Genomic DNA, 3,010 nt, shown 5'->3' with positions numbered 1-3,010 from the left:
AAGGTCATGCCAGATAACTCTGTAAAACTTTTTGATTATATAGACGACAGAGAATCAGTCGGCAAAACATTGTTCGATAATGGAGTTATAATAACAAATCTCTCTAATGAAGGTGAAACTCTTGAGGATTATTTTGTTTCTATGGTAGGAGGTAGTGAAAATGTTTAACTTAATCAAAGCTGATTTATATAAATTAAAAAAATCCACATCTATTAAAGTATTATTTATATTATGCTGTATCGCAGCTACTATTATGTATGTGATTTCAAATCAGTTAACCAAGGGAAATCTAAGCTATGATATAGTTGGATTTGGATCTTTTGTCACAGATTTTCAGATGATTACACTTGCTAGTGTAGTATTTATAGCTATGTTTATATGTAGTGATTTTGACAACAAAACTGTGCACGACTGTATTTCGAGTGGCTATAGTAGAGGCTCTATAGTTATTTGCAAAACTATATCATATTTTATATCAATATTGATTTTCTTAATGCCATATGCAATCGTCTCTATAGTTGGAATTTGCTCTGGAAATTCCTTTGAGTCATTTTTGCCATCCGTATTTCAAAGCATAATGAAAAACGATGCTGAAATTTCCTTTAGTTTTATGGTATTATTAAAAATAATATGTATATGGATAACCATCGCAATCGTGTATGCCAGCCAAATAAGTATATGTCTGATTATAGCATTTTCAATTAGAAAATCAGTAATCGTGATAAGCTTGGGTTATATCATAAATGCCACTATTGCCCAATTGGTCAAGCTAGATAATCTTTCAGATATCTTTAAGCTAACTCCATTTGGTGTGGATTACTCTAAATTAACACTCGAGGCTGGTGCATCTGTATATGGTAATTTTATACTAATTAGTGTAATTTTTATGGCTATTATGATGATTTTATCTTATTTATCTTTTAGAAAAGCTGAAATTAAATAATTGACTATGAATTTAGCAAATTAAAAGGGGGTTTAGAAAATGTTGGTCGCTGTTATCGTTTTGTGTATTTTAGTATTTATTCTAATAGTATATATTGCGTTTATACAAAAACAACTGCGCTCAATAAACAAACAGCTCGACAAAAGACTAAGCGAAAACACTCGCCAGCCCCTTACTATAGACCTTTTCAGCAAAACAATAAATCAATTAGCTATAAATATAAACCGCTGTCTAAAGCTAGAAGAAAAACAACGTCTAGAAAGTATTAGAGAACAAAAGCAATTCAAGGAGCTAATATCTAATATATCACACGATCTAAGAACACCGCTGACTGCAATAAAGGGATATCAACAGCTCCTTGAAAAAGAAACTCTATCAAATACTCAACTAGAAAAGCTACACACAGCTCAAAAATACACCGATGAACTGGGCGATTTGATCGAGCATTTTTTTGAATACTCTTATTTAATCACAGCAAGAGTTGAGCCTAGCTTAGAGAAAATAAACCTGACTAATTTGGCGATAGACTGTGTTTTGTCTTATATAGGAATTTTTGAAGAAAAAAATATAAGTGTACATATACAAGAAACACCTCCTATTTACGTCCTTGGCGACAAAAACATGCTAACTCGCGTCATCGAAAATCTCCTAAACAACTGCGCTAAACATTCTCTAGGAGATATAGATATCAAAATAGAATCTAAAAGCAAAGCTCGAATTACATTTATAAACCCTGTAAACCCAGATATCAATATAAATGTAGATAAACTGTTTCATAGATTTTACACCGGCGACTCCACTAGAAATAAATCAACTGGCCTTGGGCTTTCTATAGTTGAATTTTTAGTCGAGCAGATGAATGGAGATGTCGGTGCATACTTAGATAAGAATAAAATAGCTATTTTCTTTGAGGTACCACTTTTTATATAAGAGCACATTAAAATTCATCTATGTGCTCTTTTTTGTACACCACTTCTCCATCAAAGAACGTCATCAGTACCTGTGTATCTTCAATATCGACAGGATTTATCTCAAATATATCCCTATCCAAAACTATAAAATCTGCGCACTTGCCTACCTCTATACTTCCTATTTCATCATCTCTAAAAATCAAATAAGCACCATTTATTGTAAAGCTTCTGACTATATCACATACACTTACTCTCTCATCTTTATTTAATAGCCACTGAGGTTCATCCATATCCTTTACATCTCGAGCCCCAAAATAACCGGCATTGTATAAATTTCTAGTGACTCCAGCCTGCATCGCAAAGAACGGATTTGGGATAGGAGTTACGGAGTGATCTGATGAGGATGCGATTTTTACTCCTGATTTTACAAATGAGTTTAGTGGATATTCAGCCTCTGCTCTTTTTCCAACTAATTTGTAATCAACTACATCCCACCAATTAGGACCCTTCATATGCCAGTACGGTTGGACACTGGCGATTACATTTAACTTTTTAAATCTGTCTATATCCTCTTCTCTCACCAATTGAAGATGAGTTAGTGCATTTCTTTGATTTGGATCCTCGACCTCTTCAATAGCATCTAACATAGTCTTAGTCGCATTATCTCCTACTGAGTGGACATGTATAGAAAATCCCTCTCTATTAGCCTTGTCAATTGCTATAGGTAGCTTATCTCTATCCCATAGAAATTCTCCACAGTAGTCGCTTCCCTTTCCTGCTTCTAGTTCATACGGTTCTATCAAGCTCGCAGTAGTTCCTTCAACTACACCATCTGCAAGTAATTTTACTGTAGTAGTTTTAAAGTAATCTGAATCGAAATTATCTCTTATAGCTTTTATTCTATCTATTTGTTCTATCGGATCTTCTTCTGGACTTATTGAAAATCCGGCTGAAATTCTCATTTTTAGTTTGTTTTCGTCTATTAGCTTTTTGTAAACTTCTGGCTGTATACCCCATTTAAATCCTGATAACGATAGAATACTTGTAACTCCGAAGCCATGCATTTTTTGTTGGAATAACTCAAACGCCTTTTGATATTGATAATCTGTGTACTCGCCTTCTTTGACTAGATGAGTTGCAGATTCCTTTAGAGTTC

3 protein-coding genes are annotated in these 3,010 nt (G+C 33.7%); 2 read left to right on the top strand and 1 reads right to left on the bottom strand.

Annotation, left to right across the window (positions count from 1 at the left end; all coding sequences use genetic code 11):
• Positions 1–160: 160 nt before the first annotated feature.
• Together ACI3VO_RS04795 and ACI3VO_RS04790 are read left to right on the top strand one after the other, a co-directional pair.
• Positions 161–943, top strand: a complete 783-nt coding sequence (locus ACI3VO_RS04795) for a hypothetical protein (protein ID WP_439756828.1) — start codon at positions 161–163, stop codon at positions 941–943.
• A gap of 39 nt (positions 944–982) precedes the next feature.
• Complete coding sequence (locus ACI3VO_RS04790) at positions 983–1,873, top strand: sensor histidine kinase (protein WP_439756827.1); 891 nt, start codon at positions 983–985, stop codon at positions 1,871–1,873.
• Positions 1,874–1,880: 7 nt separating this feature from the next.
• On the opposite strand, the gene ACI3VO_RS04785 is transcribed toward ACI3VO_RS04790, so the two are convergent.
• On the bottom strand, positions 1,881–3,010 hold a 1,130-nt coding region (locus tag ACI3VO_RS04785; RefSeq protein WP_439756826.1), incomplete at its 5' end, for an amidohydrolase.

Origin of the sequence: Intestinibacter sp., from assembly GCF_051866655.1 — a bacterium.
Lineage (GTDB): Bacteria > Bacillota > Clostridia > Peptostreptococcales > Peptostreptococcaceae > Intestinibacter.
Note: the sequence above shows the minus strand (reverse complement) of the source record. Positions and strands in the feature narration are given on the sequence as shown.

Excerpts from the sequence above, each read along its gene's own strand:
- ACI3VO_RS04790 (WP_439756827.1), top strand. The coding sequence starts at position 983 with ATGTTGGTCGCTGTTATCGTTTTGTGTATTTTAGTATTTATTCTAATA.
- ACI3VO_RS04795 (WP_439756828.1), top strand. The coding sequence starts at position 161 with ATGTTTAACTTAATCAAAGCTGATTTATATAAATTAAAAAAATCCACA.